A 16,078-nucleotide genomic window follows, 5' to 3' on the forward strand; every position below is an offset into this window, starting at 1 on the left:
TGAACGCCCTTCCTAGGTAAGATGCGGATTTTGCACTCGTGTAAGCGATAACATATTAGAGGACGGGAGACGAAGCGAGATGAAGAGATTTTGTGCATGGCTGCTCATGATGGCTTTGATGTCGGGTCTGGTGCAGCTGCCGCCGGCGTCGGCGGCGGAACCGACAGAGGACATGGTCTTATGGTACAAGTTGGACGAGTCTTCAGGCTCCTTGGTAACCGATTCATCCGGCAAAGGAAATAACGGGTCGTTAATCGGAGGAGCGGCCTGGGGAGCGGAAGGCCTGGAATTCGGCGGAACGAACGGCTACATCAAAGTGCCGGACAACATTCTCCAAGGCGTAACGGCAACGACGGTCGCTTTTCAGGTGTATATCGATGCCGCCCAAAGCACCCCTTACATGCTGTTCGGATTCGGCAACACCGGCTCCAACGGCTGGGGGAACGGTTATTTCTTCATGACTGGAAATGAGTTCCGGTCGGGACTGTCGTTATCCAACTGGACGGGAGAGCAGCAAGCCCAGAAGTCACAGTACAATTTGCCCCGAGGCGTGTGGAAACACGTCGCCATTACGATCGCGGGCAATACCGCCATCCTGTATGAAGACGGCCAGGAAGCGGCACGGAATACGGGATTGACGATCAACCCTTCGCAAATCGGCGGAGGCGTGACCACGGCGAATTACATCGGAAAATCCGTTTACCCGGCAGACAAGTATTTTAAAGGCAAAATGAAAGATTTCCGGATGTACAACAGAGCGCTCGGCAGGGATGAAATCAAGACGCTCGCCCAAGCGCTGCCGGAGTTGCCTCCCGAAAATCCTCCGTCCAACATGCTCCTGCATTACGACATGAAAAACGTGAACGGTACGACGGTGGAGGACGTGGCGGGCAATTATGACGGTACATGGGTGAATCCTCAGAACGCGAAATGGGTCGGCCAGGGCGAGGCAGGAGCGTTCAGCTTTGCGGGCGGATCGGCCGGCTCATACGTGGAAATTCCGCAAGGCGTATTGAACGGCTTGAAGAACGTCACCGTATCGGCGCTGGTCAATTGGAAGGGCGAGAGAGAAGCGGAATGGATCTTCGCGCTGGGGCAGGATCAGAATAAATACTTGTTTGCAACGCCGAAACGCAATTCGGGCGACCGGTCGGCCCGGGCCGGACTGGGTATCACAAGCTGGAACAACGAAGCGGGAGCCAATGCCTCCACAGGACCGCTCACGGCCCATGAATGGAAGCTGGTCACGGTCGTCATGTCCGGCGATGCGAACACCATTAAGCTGTATATCGATGGCGTGGAAGTAGCCGCGGATACCGCCAAGGGGTATACGCTCGCCCAAATTAACAATTCGAATGGACGCAGCGGATTCGTGGGCAAGTCGTTTTACGCGGAGGATCCTTATTTCGGCGGCATGATCGCGGACTTCAGAATCTACGGCGAAGCGCTGACGGCAGGGCAAGTGGCCGGTCTCCGCGCGGAGGCGGACGGAAGGAAAGCGGCGCTGAACGGTCTGCTGCTCGCCGTCGCCGCGGAGAATCTGGATGCCTCCGATATTTTAGGCGATAATGCCTCTCCGGATCAAATCGACACGGACCTCGTATTCCCGGCCGCCGGCGATTACGGCACCACCATCACTTGGACGACGGACAAGCCGGAAGTCATTTCGAATGCGGGCGTCGTGACAAGGCCTGTGTTCGAAGCGGGCGATCAGACCGTTGTCGTGACGGCAACGCTGTTCGACGGGACGCATACGATGAATAAGTCGTTCACCGTTACCGTGATCAGAAGGCCGAAGGACACCGATGCGGTCCAATGGGACGCCGATTCCTTAGTCGTTCACAACATTCGCGACGCGAGGGGCAATCTGACGTTGCCGACATCGGGCCGGTTCGGATCGGCGATTGCCTGGACCTCGGACAAACCGTCGATCATTACGCCTACCGGTGAGGTTAATCGTCCGGAGCACGGCGAGAGCGACTCGTTCGTCAAATTAACCGCCACGATCACGCTGAACGCGGCTTCCGTCACCAAAACTTTAACGGCCAGGGTGAGACCGAAACCGGAAGCGGCCCCGTACGAGGGCTACATGTTTACTTACTTTACGGGCGAGGGCGCTTCCGACGGCGAACAAATCTATTTGGCATTAAGCGAAGGCAACGATGCGCTTCATTGGCGGGATCTGAACGGAGGGAACCCCGTCCTCACATCGGTGCTGGGCGAGAAAGGCGTCAGGGATCCTTATATCATCCGTTCTCCCGAAGGCGACAAGTTCTATCTGATTGCCACGGATCTCAAAATTTACGGCAATTGGAACTGGGGCCGCGCGCAAACGGACGGAAGCCGTTCGATCATGGTTTGGGAATCGACGGATTTGATCAACTGGTCCGAGCAGCGGATGGTGGAAGTCGCTCCTCCCGAGGCCGGCAATACTTGGGCCCCTGAAGTCTTCTACGACTCCGGCCGGGGAGAGTACGTCGTGTTCTGGGCATCCAATATGTTCGCCGACTCCTCCCATACCGGCGGAGCTTACCAAAAGATCCTATACGCGACAACCCGGGATTTCTACACGTTCTCGGAACCGAAAGTTTACATGGATTACGGGTATTCCATTATCGATACGACCATGATCGAGCATAACGGCACGATTTACCGATTTACGAAGGATGAAAGAAGCAATACGAGTTCCACGCCGAACGGGAAGTTCGTCTTCCAGGAATCGGGCAACTCGGTGACGGACCCGAACTTTAAGCTGATCAAGGAAGGTATCGGCAAAGGCTCGATCAGCGCCGGCGAGGGACCGACGGTTTTCAAATCGAACGTGGAACAGAAATGGTACCTCTTTATAGACGAGTTCGGGGGACGCGGATACGTTCCTTTCGAGACGACGGATTTGAATTCGGGCAACTGGATGCTGTCCTCCAATTACCAGCTTCCCGCAAAACCGCGTCATGGCACCGTTCTTCCGGTGACGAAGCAAGAATACGAGAGACTGCTGACGGAAGTTCCGCGCATTACACCGCTCCCGTCTGATACCGAAGTTACCGGCGTTACCTTGGATCGGACGGAAATGTCGCTAGTCGAAGGAGAGACCGGAAAGTTGACGGCTGCGGTGCTGCCGGCGGATGCGACCATCCGGGACGTCGTCTGGAGCTCGAGCGATCCCGAGGTTGCGGAAGTGGATCAGGACGGCACCGTGAAAGCGGTCAAAGCGGGAACGGCCCTTATCACGGTTACAACCATAGACGGCGGGTTCACGGCTGCAAGCACCGTACACGTATTGCCGATCGACCGGTCGGCTCCGGAAACGGCGGCCTCAACCGATCAGACGCAGGCGAACGGTTGGTACCGTACGGCGGTTACCGTAACGCTCAATCCCACGGATAACCTGTCGGGCGTGGCGAAAACGGAATACAGGGTTGGAGGAGCCGATTGGTCCGTTTACACGGGGCCGATCGTGCTACAGGACGAGGGCGTGTATGAACTGCAGTATCGTTCGACGGACTTGGCCGGCAATATCGAAGATATCCGGACGTTGACGATTCGGGTGGATAAAACCGTTCCGGCCTATGCGATTACGGTTAGAGGAGAATTGCTGCAGGAAGGCGGTTCGTTTGAGGACGATCAACGGATGACCTTTACGGCATCGGACAGTCTTTCAGGCCTGGCTTCCGCCATGATTACCGTGGATGGCGCCAGTTACGCGCTTGGAACGCAAACGGAGATAACCATCGATCTGGCCGGCAAGCCGGGGGTTCATACCGCGATTGTGAAGGCAGAGGATCACGCCGGGAACACGCTGGTTTCGAAAATCACGTTCGAGGTGAAGACCAGCATCAATGCCATGAAGCGGCTGATCGACCGATATCGACAGGCTGGGGAACTCAGCGCATCCATTGCCGACGCTCTCCATAAGGAGCTCGACAAAGTACGGAAAAATTTCGATAAAGAGAAGCCGGAGAAATCCGCCAGGGAAATGGAGCATTTCGTGAAGGAACTGGACAAGCAAAGCGAAGGCATCAGCGAGGCGGCCAAACAGGTGTTGACAGCGGATGCGCAAGCATTGCGCAATGCTTGGGCAAGTCCGTAAAGCACACGAAGCCCCGGCCGATAACGGCCGGGGCTTCGGCTTTCGTACTCGGATCAACGCTGAAGGGCGAAGCCTTCCACGCTTTGCAAAATCTGCTCCACGAAGTCCGGTTCGCCGAATGCGATCGGGACTTCGTGTGCTCTATGAGGATGCGGGAACGGCCCTCCTTTCTTTCCGTCTCTGCAGATAAGGGTTAGTTTTCGTTGTCGGGGTTCGCTTGTTTGCTCTGCAATTCCTTCAGATAATCGTCCAACTGGTCGAATCTCTCTTCCCACATGCGGCGGTAATCATCAAGCCACCTGTTGAGCTCCTGGAAAGGTCTCGCCCGCAGCTTGTAAATCCGCCGATTGGCGACCGCATGAACCTCGACCAGCCCGGCTTCGCTCAGCACGCGAAGGTGTTTGGAAGCCTGCGGCTGAACCAGTTCCAGCCGGTCGGCGATTTCCCCCACGGAGAGGGGGCCGCGGCGCAAGAGCTCGACGATGTGCAGCCGGTTCGGCTCGGCCAGCGCGCTCATGATCGCATTCATATTTATAATATACTCCCTTAGGAATATTCCGATCAAGGGATTCGTTAACCCTTTACGATAAAAACATTCGCGGAATTGACAACCATGCCCGTCTCTGTAAGTATCGAAGGGGTAAAGGAGAGATGGGATGACTTACGCGGCGATGAGCAAACGGGAGTTCGAATCGCTGGATGACGAAAGGCTCGGGTGGGCTTGCGCGGAACCGGCGCTGGTGCAGATCCGGGGGAAAGACATGTCGGTGAAAACCCGGGTGATTGCCGGGTTGAACGAGGAACAACGGGCGTTGTGCATGTTCCGGGTACTGTACGATCATGCGAAACATTCGGCCGGCGAATACTATGCATGGGTTTCTTATCTGCAGGCGAGTCCGGATTATGCGGCGGGCGTCGCGGGCGGGCTGAGGTTTTTCGGCGACGATTCGATGATCGCGCTCCTGGACGAGACGCGCGGCTTCCTCGAAGCCAGAAACCGCAGGCTGGGCATCACGTGGAACGACGCCGCGATTCCCGACCTGGACCGCGATCCGGAACTCGCGGGCGCCGTCGATGCTTTCTATGCCCGTTTCCTCCGCTGCGCTTCGGGCAGCTTGCGGCGGATTGCCGCCTACATTCGGTCGCATCCGGAAAAGTTCGCCGTTTTGGAGAGCTGAACGCTTACATGATGTCGTTTCGTGAATAGGAATGTTAGACGAACAGCTTTGCGCATCGTTGCCCCGAACCGGGTTTCGCATCCGTTGGAATTATTTATAGCATGAACCCTCCCGGAAAGTCTGCTAGACTTGTAGACATTCCAAGCCGAAGTCCGGTAACGGACGCGGGGGACCCAGGTGTGGGGTGAAGCCGCATGCTCTTCGTGCGGCCGGGGCTACTCTTTGACCCGAACCCGTCAGCTAACCTCGCAGGCATGACAAAGGGAGGAATGAGGCAAGTGAAAGGTTGGAAAGGTTGGAAGAAATGGCTTACCGTAGGCGCGCTCACGTTGGCGGTATCCATACCGGCCGGCGCGGCATCGGCTGCGAGCAGCTACGGTACCGTGCAGTATCGGGTATACTACGTGAACCAAGGCAGCTACTTCGACTTGAACAAGCTTCTTCAACAATATGAGCAATATTTCGAAATCTATTATCCGGTGGCGAATCCGGCGCCGTCGCAACCCGTAACTTCGAAGCCGGTTGTAACGAAACCGGTCGTCACGAAGCCCGTGACAACGAAGCCGGTGACAACGAAGCCGGTGACAACGAAGCCCGTAACGACGCAACCGGCGACGAAGCCGGCTCCGGCTCCGGCCAATCCGGCGGATTCGGGAACGACCGCTTCCAGCTTCGCCTCGCAAGTGGTTACGCTCGTGAACCAGGAACGCGCCAATGCCGGGCTGAAGCCTCTCGCGACCCACGCTAAGCTGACGGAAATGGCGCTTGCCAAAGCCAAAGACATGAAGAACAACAACTATTTCGACCATAACTCGCCGACTTACGGCTCTCCGTTCGATATGATGAGATCTTTCGGCATCACGTACCGTTATGCCGGAGAGAACATCGCGATGGGCCAACGCACGCCGCAGGAAGTCATGACCGCCTGGATGAACAGCCCGGGCCATCGGGCGAACATCCTGAACGCCAACTATACGTCCATCGGCGTTGCGTATTACAACGGCGAATGGGTGCAGGAATTCATCGGCTGACCCTTTCAAGACGAAGCTTTGCTCTCCGCGGAAAACGCGGCGGGCAAAGCTTTTTTTTTCAACATCGTGGTTTTGGGGAAGAGAGAGAGTGCCGATTAAGGTTCTGGCGCTCCCGAAATCCCCGACTACGGGCGCTGTAGTGGCTTCCGGAGACGTTATTTCTGCGAACTACAAACGCTGTAGTGATTTCCGGAGACGTTATTTTTGCGAAATCCCCGACTACGAGCACTGTAGTGACTTCCGGAGACGTTATTTGTGCGAATTCCCCGACAACGAACGCTGTAGTGACTTTTGGAGAAGTTATTTCTGCGAAACCCCCGACTACAAACGCTGTAGTGACTTCCGGAGACGTTATTTCTGCGAAGCGCCCGACAACGAACGCTGTAGTGACTTCCGGAGACGTTATTTTTGCGAAATCCCCGACTACAAACGCTGTGACTTCTGAAGACGTTAGTTCTGCGAAATCCCCGACAACGAACGCTGTAGTGACTTCCGGAGACGTTATTTTTGCGAAATCCCCGACAACGGGCGCTGTAGTGACTTCCGGAGACGTTATTTCTGGGAAATCCCCGACTACGGGCGCTGTAGTGACTTCCGGAGACGTTATTTCTGCGAAATCCTCGACTACGAGCGCAGTAGTGACTTCCGGAGACGTTATTTCTGCGAAATCCCCGACTACGGGCGCTGTAGTGACTTCCGGAGACGTTATCGCGCCTAGTCATTCCTGAACGAAGTCGTTTTTACTTGGTTCTCGGATTTTTAACGGCCGGCCGAATCAAGCATACATGTATAGAATGAGCGGGCAGGCGGCAAAACATACGCGTATCATGCAACTTGACAATCTGCGTCCGATCCTATATCTTTAATTTAAGATAATTAATATTAAAATAAAATTGGTGGTGAACGAATGGCGAACCCGATCGACGAAGAACAACAGACCTCGCTGAAGCTGTTCGTTGTCCTTTCCAAAGCGTATAAGACCATCATGGACAAAGCCTTGAAGGACATGAAGAACTACGGTTTGTCCTCTTCCGAGTTTTCCGTTCTGGAGGTGCTGTACCACAAAGGAAGAACCCCCCTCCAGCAAATCGGAGGCAAGATTCTCGTCACCAGCGGCAGCATCACGTACAACATCGACAAGCTCGAGAAGAGAGGACTGCTCAAACGCGTTCCCGCCCAGGAGGACCGCAGGGTCACTTACGCGGAAATCACGCCCGCGGGCAAGGAGCTGTTCGACCGAATCTTCCCGCAGCACGCCGCAAGCATCCATGCCCTGATGAGCGGAATCGACAGGGAGAGCAAGCAGGAAGCGATCGAATTTCTAAAACGGCTGGGAAAAGGGGCGGAGAAGGGTTAGCGGACGCTCGCTCGCGAATCGACTCTATCCCATTACGAAACAAGAGGAGGAATAACGAATGGAACTGAAAGGCATTCATCATCTGTCCGCCATCACGGCGAGCGCTTCGAACAATTTCCATTTTTATACCCAAGTTCTAGGTCTACGTTTGGTCAAAAAAACGGTGAACCAGGACGACACTTCCGTTTATCATCTCTTTTACGGGGATGAGAGGGGAAATCCGGGCACTGAGCTTACGTTCTTCGAATTCCCGATGACGGCGCGGAACCGCGATGGGGTCGGCAGCATCTCCTCGACTTCCCTCCGGGTGGCAAGCGATGAAGCTCTGCGTTATTGGAAAAGACGCTTCGAGCTGTTCCAGGTCGATCACGACGACATCATCGACAGAGCAGGGCGTTTGACGCTTGCATTCCGCGACCCTGAGGGGCAACGGCTCCTTCTCGTGTCCGACGAGAACGACAGCGGCGTAGCCGGCGGCATTCCGTGGGCCCGCAGTCCGGTTCCCGCGGAACACGGGATTCGCGGCTTGGGTCCCATCCAATTGACGGTGCATGACGCCGAGCCGACCGTACGCGTCCTTACGGAGCTCATGGGCTTCCGCGACAAAGGGCGGTATCCTTCAACCGTGGCCGGTCAGCCGGACATTCTCGTTCTGGAAACCGGCGAAGGCGGAAGCGGAGCCGAGATCCACGTCGAAGAGAGAAAGGATCTGCCCCGGGAACGGCAAGGCCGCGGGGGCGTGCACCATGTCGCGTTCCGCGTCGACAACGAGGAAGAGCTGCGGCAGTGGATCGAACGGATCCGCTCCGCCCGGTTCCCGAATTCCGGTTTCGTCGACCGTTTCTACTTCCGCTCCCTGTATTTCCGCGAACCGAACGGCATCCTGTTCGAGCTGGCGACCGACGGCCCCGGGTTCGACACGGACGAGGACATCCTGCACCTGGGCGAATCGCTCGCGCTGCCTCCGTTCCTGGAGCCGTACCGCACGCAAATCGAGGCAGGGCTGAAGCCGCTGGACACATCGAACGGAGGAGGGGATCCGGGATGATCCACCATTTCGAAAAAGGCACCGATCCCGCGTCCCCCACCCTGCTCCTGCTTCATGGCACGGGAGGATCGGAGCGGGATTTGGCCGGCGTCGGCCGAATGATTTCGGGCGGCTCCAACCTGCTCGGCGTCAGGGGCAACGTATCGGAGAACGGCATGGCCCGGTTTTTCCGCCGGCTGGCAGAGGGGGTCTTCGACGAAGAAGATCTCGTCTTCCGGACCCGGGAATTAAACGAGTTCATTGCCGAAGCGGCGGAACGGTACGGCTTCGACCGCAGCCGCGTCGCGGCGGTCGGGTATTCCAACGGGGCCAACATCGCGGCCAGCCTGCTGTTTCATCTGCCAGATTCGCTCCAAGGCGCCGTCCTGTTCCATCCGATGGTCCCGCGGCGGGGCATCCCCTTGCCGGATCTGAGCGGGACGCCGATCTTCATCGGAGCGGGAAGGAACGACCCGCTGTGCCCCCCGGCGGAATCCGAAGAGCTGGCGGAGCTGCTGGCTGGCGCGGGCGCGGACGTGCGACTGCATTGGGAAAACAACGGCCACCAGCTGTCCCGGAGCGAAGTCTTGCAAGCGGCGTCGTGGTTTCGGGAGACTTTCTAATACAGGGCTGCCCAGACTGGGCAGCTTTTTCGCGTTTGCGCCGAGTCCCTAGTTTCCCGTACGAATAACGGAACCCATTTCCGCTAATCCGCCGGAAGTCGCTCAGTGCCGTTGATTCATCGGATTAGCGTCTCACGGACACTATTTGGCCTGAAGTAACGTTGATTCGTCGGATTAGCGTCTCACGGACACTATTTGGCTTACAGTGCCGTTGTTTCGTCGGATTAGCGTCTCACAGACACTATTTCGCCTGAAGTAACGTTGATTCGTCGGATTAGCGTCTCACGGACACTATTTGGCTCACAGTGCCGTTGATTCGTCGGATTAGCGTCTCACGGACACTATTTGGCTCATAGTGCCGTTGATTCGTCGGATTAGCGTCTCACGGACACTATTTCGCCTGAAGTAACGTTGATTCGTCGGATTAGCGTCTCACGGACACTATTTCGCCTGAAGTAACGTTGATTCATCGGATTAGCGTCTCACGGATACTATTTGGCTCACAGTGCCGTTGATTCGTCGGATTAGCGTCTCACGGACACTATTTGGCTCACAGTGCCGTTGATTCGTCGGATTAGCGTCTCACGGACACTATTTGGCTCACAGTGCCGTTGATTCATCGGATTAGCGTCTCACGGATACTATTTGGCCTGAAGTAACGTTGATTCGTCGGATTAGCGTCTCACGGACACTATTTCGCCTGAAGTAACGTTGATTCGTCGGATTAGCGTCTCACAGACACTATTTGGCTCACAGTGCCGTTGATTCATCGGATTAGCGTCTCACGGACACTATTTGGCTCACAGTGCCGTTGATTCGTCGGATTAGCGTCTCACGGACACTATTTCGCCTGAAGTAACGTTGATTCGTCGGATTAGCGTCTCACGGATACTATTTGGCTCACAGTGCTGTTGATTCGTCGGATTAGCGTCTCACGGACACTATTTGGCTCACAGTGCCGTTGATTCATCGCCCCGCGCAAATAACGGAATCCAGTTCCGCTATACCGCCGTATGTCGCACTCCCCCGTACCATAAGGTTTTCAAATCGTTATGATTTACGAATTCAATTTTTAGGCCTGCGGAGGCGTGTGGTACATTCAAAGTAGGAAACGGGAGGGAGTTGACGGTACATGGACACGGTTCGCATCGAACGTTGGGAATTCGGAGAAGAAGCCGTCCCTGCCCACGCTTATTACGGCATTCGGACGAAACACGCACAGCGGCGCTTGACGGATACGGGCAAAGATTACAAGCACGACCTGCTGGCCGCGCTGGCCTTGCTCAAGAAGACTGCGGCTCGGACCGAGACGGAGTCCGGCAGGCTGGAAGCCCGCGTCGGCGCGTTGATCGAGCGTGCGGCGCAAGAAGTCGCGGACGGCCGGTGGCACGAGCAGTTCGTGTTCGAGCCGAGCCGTTGCGGAAGCGGCCCCTTGCTTTCGCTCAACATGAACGAAGTGCTGGCCAACCGCGCGATGGAACTGATGGGCGAGGTGAAAGGCAGCTACCATATCGTCAGCCCCGACTGGCATGCAGAATCGCCGCTTCACCCCAACCGGTACTTTTCCGCGGCGTTTCAGCTGGCGGCCATCGAATATGTACGCACGATACATCGCCAGGCGGAAGCTCTTCCGCCGGGAATCGCCGGCAAAATCAGCCCCGTACTGACTTCTCTCGAGGAGCGGCTGCGAACCTTGAACGGCGAACACTTCGATGCCGGATTCATCTCGAGGCTTGGGGCGGCGGCGGGTCTTCCCCTGCACGCCGGGATCCTTGCCCGCCAAGCTTACGAAACCGCTTACGGGCAGATTTCATCCACGATGAATGCGGCAATCTCGGAGCTCGAGCCGGCCATCCGCCGGATCGATTCGGTCGAGCTGAAGGCCGGCATCATCCAGATTTCGGCGTTCCGCGACATGATCGCGTTTATGGACCGTTCCGGTTTTTCCGCCCAAGGAATGGAAGAAGTGACCGCCTATTACGCTTGGCAGTGCATGGATTTATTTTACAGGGCGTTGCTGAAAATAAATCAGATCTACCATTGAAAAATGAGGTAAGATGGGGGCGGATGGAATTCGAGAAAGAAGGGGTGACCGGGATGGACTTCCGCAAACTCAAAACCTTTCAGGCCGTCGCCGAAAGCTTGAATCTCACCAAGGCCGCGGAGCAGCTGGGTTATTCGCAGCCGGCCATCACGCTCCAGCTCCAAGCGCTCGAGAGCGAGCTCGGGGTTTCCCTCTTTACGAGAGTCGGCAAAAAAACGTATCTTACGCCCTCCGGCAGGGTTGTAAAATCCTATATCGATCAAGCCTTCTCCATACTCGACGAGATGGAGCACGAGCTGAAGAAGATGCAGCAGCCATACGGATTGCTGACGATCGCCGCACCGGAGCTGTACTGCAACCAGTTCCTGTCGATCGGGATCCATTCCTTCATCGCGGAGAATCCCCAGGTGAAGCTGCAGCTGTTCTCCTGCGACAGCAACGAAGCGATGAAGAAGGTCGCGGCCAATGAGGCCGACCTCGCGATCATCGCGGGGCCGTGCCTGTCGCCGCAAATGGTGTCGCAGCCCCTCGGCAAGGAGGATTTCGTGCTGGTCACGACCAAGGAGCTGTACGCAGAGCACTCGCTCGAGGAGCTGCTGACGAAGTATCCTTTCATCACGTACAAATCGGGATCCAACCTGCAGCTCATGGTGAACGAGTGTTTGGAGGACGTCGGCTTCGCGCCGAGCAGCTTCATCGAATGCATCAGCGACGAGACAATCAAGCGGACGGTCCTGCACCATACGGGCGTGGCGCTGCTCGGGTCGACGCTGGTGGAGGAAGAACTGAACAAGGGTACGCTCGTCGAGCTTCATCGCTTCCCGGAGCGGATCGAGACCTCGATGGTCGTTCTGAAAAGCAGGGCGGAGGAGAACAACATCCGGACGTTCTCCGATATCGTTCGGCGGATATGGGCGAATATGGGCGGAATGGGGGAATAAGCATGATTGCAGCGAAGAACCGCAACATTTCCCTGATCGGCGTACCGATGCAATGGGGAGCGGACCGTCCCGGCGTGGAGATGGGTCCGACTGCCATAAGGAGTTCCAATATTCAGACGAAATTGGAGTCGCTCGGTTACCGGATACGGGACGTGGGAGACATCCATGTCAACCGGATCCAGGAGCCGTGCAGTCCGGGCGAGAAGCTGAAATACTTGGCCGAAATCGCCCGCGTGAACGCGGAACTGGCCGCCCTCGTTTCCCGCGAGATGGGACAGGACCAGCTTCCTCTGGTGCTTGGCGGCGACCACAGCCTGGCGATCGGTACGATCAAGGGCGTGCTTCAGCGCGTGAACAAGCTCGGCGTGATCTGGTTCGACGCCCATGCGGACGTGAATACGGAAGCGACGACGATGTCCGGCAACATCCACGGGATGTCCCTGGCCGTGCTGCTCGGGTACGGGCATCCGAGCCTGGTGTCCATTGGCGGTCCGAACGCCAACGTGGATCCTTCCAAGGTGGTCATCGTGGGGGCGAGGTCGGTGGACCCGGGGGAGAAGGCTTTCCTTCGGGAGAAGGGGATCCGGGTGTTCACGATGCACGATATCGACCGTTACGGCATGAAGGCGGTCATGGAAGAAGCGATGGAGCGGGTAACGCAAGGGACGGACGGCGTCCATCTGAGCCTGGACCTGGACGGCATGGACCCGAGCGCCGCTCCGGGCGTGGGAACGCCGGTCAACGGCGGCTTGTCGTACCGGGAGAGTCACTTTGCGATGGAGCTGCTCGCGGAGAGCGGCGCGCTCGTCTCCGCCGAGGTGGTCGAGGTGAATCCGGCGCTCGACGTGAACAACAAAACGGCGCAAACGGCGGTGGAGCTGATCGCCTCCGTCTTCGGAGAAAGCATCTTGTGACGTGCTGCCGGAAAAGCGCGGCCTCGCCGGATTGCCGCCAGGCCAGCAAGGGAGGGGATTCCGATGAACGCAGCTTTGGACATCATCGGCCAAACCGAACGATACGGGGCCCGCAACTATCACCCGCTGCCTATCGTCATCGCGAAAGCGGAAGGCGTCTGGGTGGAGGATCCCGCGGGCAAGAGGTACATGGATATGCTGAGCGCGTATTCCGCGCTGAATCACGGGCACAGGCACCCGCGAATCATTCAGGCGCTCAAGGACCAAGCCGACCAGGTGACGCTGACCTCCAGGGCGTTCCATAGCGCCAACTTGGGGGAGTTCTACGCGAAGCTGGCGGCTTTGACCGGCAAGTCCCGCATTCTCCCCATGAACACGGGGGCGGAAGCGGTGGAGACGGCCATCAAGGCGGTCCGCCGTTGGGCTTACCGGGTGAAGGGGGTTCCGGCCGACCAAGCGGAGATTATCGTGTGCGAAGGGAATTTCCACGGCCGTACGATTACGGTGACGTCGTTCTCTTCCGCCGAAGAATACCGGGAAGGATTCGGTCCGTTTACGCCCGGTTTCCGGATCATTCCTTACGGCGACATCGAGGCGCTGCGGGCGGCGATTACGCCGAATACGGCAGCGTTTCTGGTCGAGCCGATCCAAGGGGAAGCGGGCATCATCCTGCCTCCGGACGGATACTTGAAAGCCGCTTCCGAGCTATGCCGGGAGAACCGGGTGCTGCTGGCCGCCGACGAGATCCAGACCGGCTTCGGACGAACCGGCAAGCTGTTCGCGTCGGACTGGGAAGGCGTGAAGCCGGATCTGTACATTCTGGGCAAGGCGCTCGGGGGAGGCGTGTTTCCGATCTCGGCCGTCGCCGCGGATGACGAGATCCTCGGCGTGTTTACTCCCGGTTCGCACGGGTCGACGTTCGGGGGCAACCCGCTCGGCTGCGCCGTCGCGATCGCCGCGATGGACGTGCTGCAGGAGGAGAAGCTGTCCGAACGGTCGGCGGAGCTGGGCGCTTATTTTCAAGAAAGGATCAAGGAAATCCGCCACCCGTCCATCAAGGAGATCCGGGGACGGGGGCTGTTCATCGGCCTGGAGCTGACGGAGCCCGCTAGACCGTATTGCGAGAAGCTGATGGAGCTCGGGATCCTGTGCAAGGAAACCCACGAGCACACGATCCGTTTCGCGCCGCCGCTCATCATCGATCGGGAGCAGCTCGACTGGGCGATCAACCGGATCAAGTCGATTTTCCAAACGTCTGCCCGTTAATCAGGCACCCCAAGGAGAGGAGAGCCGAACATGAAGAGCACGATGCTTCCGCCGTTTGCCAACGAGCCGTTTGCCGATTTCTCGAACCCCGCGGACCAAGCCGCCATGGAAGCCGCCCTGCACAAGGTCAAGGGGGAGCTGGGCCGCGACTATCCGCTGTGGATCGGGCCGGAGAAGGTCATGACCGAGAGCAAGACGGTGTCCGTCAACCCGGGGAATCTCGGGGAAGTGGTCGGCAGGGTCAGCAAAGCGACCCGGGAATGGGCCGAGAAGGCGATGGACGCCGCGCTTGCCGCGTTCGAGACGTGGAAGCGGGTTCCGGCCGCGGAGCGCGCGGAATATCTCTTCAAGGCCGCGGGTTTGATGCGGGAGCGCAAGCACGAATTCTCGGCGATGATGGTGTACGAGGCCGGCAAAAACTGGGCGGAGGCGGACGCGGACACGGCGGAGGCGATCGATTTCCTGGAATTTTACGGCCGGGAAATGATCCGGTTAAGCGAGACGAACGAGCTTCGGCCGCTGACCCCGGCGGCAGGCGAGCGCAACCGGCTCACGTACATTCCGCTCGGCGTCGGCATCGTCATTCCCCCGTGGAATTTCCCGCTCGCGATCTGCGCCGGCATGACGTCGGCGGCCGTGGTCAGCGGCAATACCGTGCTGCTGAAGCCGGCATCCGTCACGCCCGTCATCGCCCACAAGTTCGTGGAATTGATGGAGGAAGCCGGACTGCCGCCCGGTGTCATTAACTTCGTGCCGGGCAGCGGCGCGGAGATCGGCGACTACCTCGTGGCGCATCCGAAGACCCGGTTCATCAGCTTCACCGGCTCCAAGGAGGTCGGCCTCAGGATCAACGAGCTGGCGGCCAAGACGTCGGAAGGCCAAATCTGGATCAAACGCGTCGTCGCGGAGATGGGCGGCAAGGACGGCATCGTCGTGGACGAAACGGCCGACCTGGAAGCCGCCGCGCAAGCGATCGTCGCGTCCGCGTTCGGCTTCCAGGGGCAGAAATGCTCCGCCGGATCGCGCGCCTTCATCGTGGAGCCGGTGTACGATGAAGTCGTAGAGCGCGTGCGCGAATTGACCGCGGCCTGGACGGTCGGACTGCCGGAACGCAACTTCAAGGGGGGCCCCGTCGCGGACCGGAGCGCGTACGAGAAGATTCTCGGGTATATCGAGATCGGCAAGGGCGAGGGACGCCTCATCGCGGGCGGCGGCAAGGCGGACGTCGAACCGGAAGGGTATTACCTCCAGCCGACCGTCTTCGCGGACGTGGACGGCAAGGCCAGGATCATGCAGGAGGAAATTTTCGGTCCGGTACTCGCGATCGGCAAAGCGCGGGATTATAGGGAAGCCATCGAGCTGTACAACGATACCGAGTTCGGACTTACGGGATCGTTCTTCTCCCGCGACGAGGACCGGATCGCGTACGCGCTGGAGGAAATGCACTGCGGGAATCTGTACGTGAACCGCAAGTGCACGGGGGCGCTCGTCGGGGCGCATCCGTTCGGCGGCTTCAACATGTCCGGCACGGATTCCAAAGCCGGAGGTTACGATTACTTGCTGTTGTTCACGCAAGCCAAACTCACTTCGAGAAAGCTGTAAAGGAG

At 57.9% G+C, this 16,078-nt stretch carries 12 protein-coding genes and 1 riboswitch; of the genes, 11 read left to right on the top strand and 1 reads right to left on the bottom strand.

Annotated features, from left to right (window positions below):
* Positions 1-79 precede the first annotated feature (79 nt).
* Positions 80-4,090: an immunoglobulin-like domain-containing protein gene (locus GE107_RS19740; RefSeq protein ID WP_219641716.1), complete on the top strand. Its 4,011-nt coding sequence runs from the start codon at positions 80-82 to the stop codon at positions 4,088-4,090.
* 193 nt (positions 4,091-4,283) lie between these two features.
* On the opposite strand, the gene GE107_RS19745 is transcribed toward GE107_RS19740, so the two are convergent.
* Positions 4,284-4,619, bottom strand: a complete 336-nt coding sequence (locus GE107_RS19745) for an ArsR/SmtB family transcription factor (protein WP_219641717.1) — start codon at positions 4,617-4,619, stop codon at positions 4,284-4,286.
* Between the two features lie 127 nt (positions 4,620-4,746).
* Here GE107_RS19745 and GE107_RS19750 point away from each other — a divergent pair, with 127 nt between their 5' ends.
* The 10 genes from GE107_RS19750 (at position 4,747) to pruA (ending at position 16,073) form a co-directional block, all read left to right on the top strand.
* Complete coding sequence (locus GE107_RS19750) at positions 4,747-5,268, top strand: hypothetical protein (RefSeq protein WP_219641719.1); 522 nt, start codon at positions 4,747-4,749, stop codon at positions 5,266-5,268.
* 133 nt (positions 5,269-5,401) lie between these two features.
* A riboswitch (cyclic di-AMP (ydaO/yuaA leader) is annotated at positions 5,402-5,538 on the top strand.
* Between the two features lie 8 nt (positions 5,539-5,546).
* Positions 5,547-6,299 carry a CAP domain-containing protein gene (locus GE107_RS19755; RefSeq protein WP_370636467.1) on the top strand — a complete coding sequence of 251 codons (753 nt, stop codon included), beginning with the start codon at positions 5,547-5,549 and terminating at the stop codon, positions 6,297-6,299.
* A 907-nt stretch (positions 6,300-7,206) separates the two neighbouring features.
* A complete protein-coding gene (locus GE107_RS19760; protein ID WP_219641721.1) occupies positions 7,207-7,656 on the top strand; it encodes a MarR family winged helix-turn-helix transcriptional regulator in 450 nt (149 codons plus the stop codon).
* Positions 7,657-7,714: 58 nt separating this feature from the next.
* Positions 7,715-8,704, top strand: a complete 990-nt coding sequence (locus tag GE107_RS19765) for a ring-cleaving dioxygenase (RefSeq protein ID WP_219641723.1) — start codon at positions 7,715-7,717, stop codon at positions 8,702-8,704.
* Entirely contained in the window at positions 8,701-9,306 is a 606-nt protein-coding gene (locus GE107_RS19770; protein ID WP_219641725.1) for an alpha/beta hydrolase, read from the top strand. Before GE107_RS19765 ends, GE107_RS19770 begins: the two co-directional genes overlap by 4 nt.
* A 1,132-nt stretch (positions 9,307-10,438) precedes the next feature.
* Positions 10,439-11,350 carry a lyase family protein gene (locus GE107_RS19775; protein WP_219641726.1) on the top strand — a complete coding sequence of 304 codons (912 nt, stop codon included), beginning with the start codon at positions 10,439-10,441 and terminating at the stop codon, positions 11,348-11,350.
* Positions 11,351-11,373: 23 nt separating this feature from the next.
* Positions 11,374-12,291 carry a LysR family transcriptional regulator gene (locus GE107_RS19780; protein WP_255570674.1) on the top strand — a complete coding sequence of 306 codons (918 nt, stop codon included), beginning with the start codon at positions 11,374-11,376 and terminating at the stop codon, positions 12,289-12,291.
* Positions 12,292-12,293: 2 nt separating this feature from the next.
* A complete protein-coding gene (gene rocF, locus GE107_RS19785; RefSeq protein ID WP_219641728.1) occupies positions 12,294-13,205 on the top strand; it encodes an arginase in 912 nt (303 codons plus the stop codon).
* Between the two features lie 63 nt (positions 13,206-13,268).
* On the top strand, positions 13,269-14,471 hold the full coding sequence (locus GE107_RS19790) for an ornithine--oxo-acid transaminase (protein WP_219641730.1): 1,203 nt from the start codon (positions 13,269-13,271) through the stop codon (positions 14,469-14,471).
* Between the two features lie 30 nt (positions 14,472-14,501).
* Positions 14,502-16,073, top strand: coding sequence for an L-glutamate gamma-semialdehyde dehydrogenase (gene pruA, locus GE107_RS19795; RefSeq protein WP_219641732.1), 1,572 nt, complete (start codon positions 14,502-14,504; stop codon positions 16,071-16,073).
* Positions 16,074-16,078 lie beyond the last annotated feature (5 nt).

The sequence above is a fragment of the Cohnella sp. CFH 77786 genome (assembly GCF_019400745.1).
In the GTDB taxonomy this organism is placed as follows: Bacteria; Bacillota; Bacilli; order Paenibacillales; family Paenibacillaceae; genus Cohnella.

Excerpts from the sequence above, each read along its gene's own strand:
- GE107_RS19740 (WP_219641716.1), top strand. The coding sequence starts at position 80 with ATGAAGAGATTTTGTGCATGGCTGCTCATGATGGCTTTGATGTCGGGT.
- GE107_RS19745 (WP_219641717.1), bottom strand. The coding sequence starts at position 4,619 with ATGAATGCGATCATGAGCGCGCTGGCCGAGCCGAACCGGCTGCACATC.
- GE107_RS19750 (WP_219641719.1), top strand. The coding sequence starts at position 4,747 with ATGACTTACGCGGCGATGAGCAAACGGGAGTTCGAATCGCTGGATGAC.
- GE107_RS19760 (WP_219641721.1), top strand. The coding sequence starts at position 7,207 with ATGGCGAACCCGATCGACGAAGAACAACAGACCTCGCTGAAGCTGTTC.
- GE107_RS19765 (WP_219641723.1), top strand. The coding sequence starts at position 7,715 with ATGGAACTGAAAGGCATTCATCATCTGTCCGCCATCACGGCGAGCGCT.
- GE107_RS19770 (WP_219641725.1), top strand. The coding sequence starts at position 8,701 with ATGATCCACCATTTCGAAAAAGGCACCGATCCCGCGTCCCCCACCCTG.
- GE107_RS19775 (WP_219641726.1), top strand. The coding sequence starts at position 10,439 with ATGGACACGGTTCGCATCGAACGTTGGGAATTCGGAGAAGAAGCCGTC.
- GE107_RS19780 (WP_255570674.1), top strand. The coding sequence starts at position 11,374 with ATGGAATTCGAGAAAGAAGGGGTGACCGGGATGGACTTCCGCAAACTC.
- rocF (WP_219641728.1), top strand. The coding sequence starts at position 12,294 with ATGATTGCAGCGAAGAACCGCAACATTTCCCTGATCGGCGTACCGATG.
- GE107_RS19790 (WP_219641730.1), top strand. The coding sequence starts at position 13,269 with ATGAACGCAGCTTTGGACATCATCGGCCAAACCGAACGATACGGGGCC.
- pruA (WP_219641732.1), top strand. The coding sequence starts at position 14,502 with ATGAAGAGCACGATGCTTCCGCCGTTTGCCAACGAGCCGTTTGCCGAT.